This is a genomic window from Mesorhizobium sp. M2C.T.Ca.TU.002.02.1.1 (assembly GCF_003997225.1).
This window is the reverse complement of the sequence record NZ_RZTO01001437.1, coordinates 1-656: the sequence shown is the minus strand read 5'-3', so window position 1 is coordinate 656 and position 656 is coordinate 1. Positions and strand designations below refer to the sequence as shown.

At 64.3% G+C, this 656-nt stretch carries 1 protein-coding gene; it reads right to left on the bottom strand.

Going from position 1 to position 656, the window contains the following annotated elements; translation table 11 throughout:
* The coding region (locus EOD07_RS36630; RefSeq protein WP_127238521.1) for a pyridoxal-phosphate dependent enzyme at window positions 1-546 on the bottom strand (546 nt) is incomplete at its 3' end.
* Window positions 547-656: the final 110 nt, after the last annotated feature.

The window sequence follows — 656 nt, the reverse complement described above, 5'->3', positions numbered from 1 at the left end:
CAGCATGACGATGTCGGGCACGCGCCCGCCCGGCATCTGAGCCGCGATCTCACAGGCAACCGTCGCCTGGCCCTCGATGATGTCCCTGTGGTCGAAAGGCGGCACCATATGCGCGCCCGCGCTCTCGGTGAATTCGAAGGCGGCGCGGTAGCAATCGTCGAAGAAGTCGCCGACCAGCCTGATCTCGACGAATTCGCCGCCGAACAGCCGCGTCTTGTCGATCTTCTGCTGCGGCGTCGTCACCGGCATGAACACGACGCCCTTCTTGCCGAAATGGCGGCAGACGAAGGCGAAGCCCTGCGCATGGTTGCCGGCAGAGGCGCAGACGAACAGCTCGGCATTGTTGCCTGCGGCGAGCGCCTTGCGGAAGAAGTTGAAGGCGCCCCTGATCTTGTAGGAACGCACCGGTGTCAGGTCCTCGCGCTTCAAAAGCACGCGGGCACCGGTCTTCTTCGACAGATAATCGTTCTCCTGCAGCGGCGTTTCCGGAAAGATTCCGCGGATCGCCTCGGCAGCCACGGCCACGCGGACGGAAAAGCTGTTCACCACAAGTCCCTCGTTTTCGACCTCGCCGGCGCGCGGCAGCCCCCTGCCGGTGCCCGCAAACCTTCCTGCCGCCCTTTTGGCTTTCGCGCAACACCAGGATGGTCCTCGCC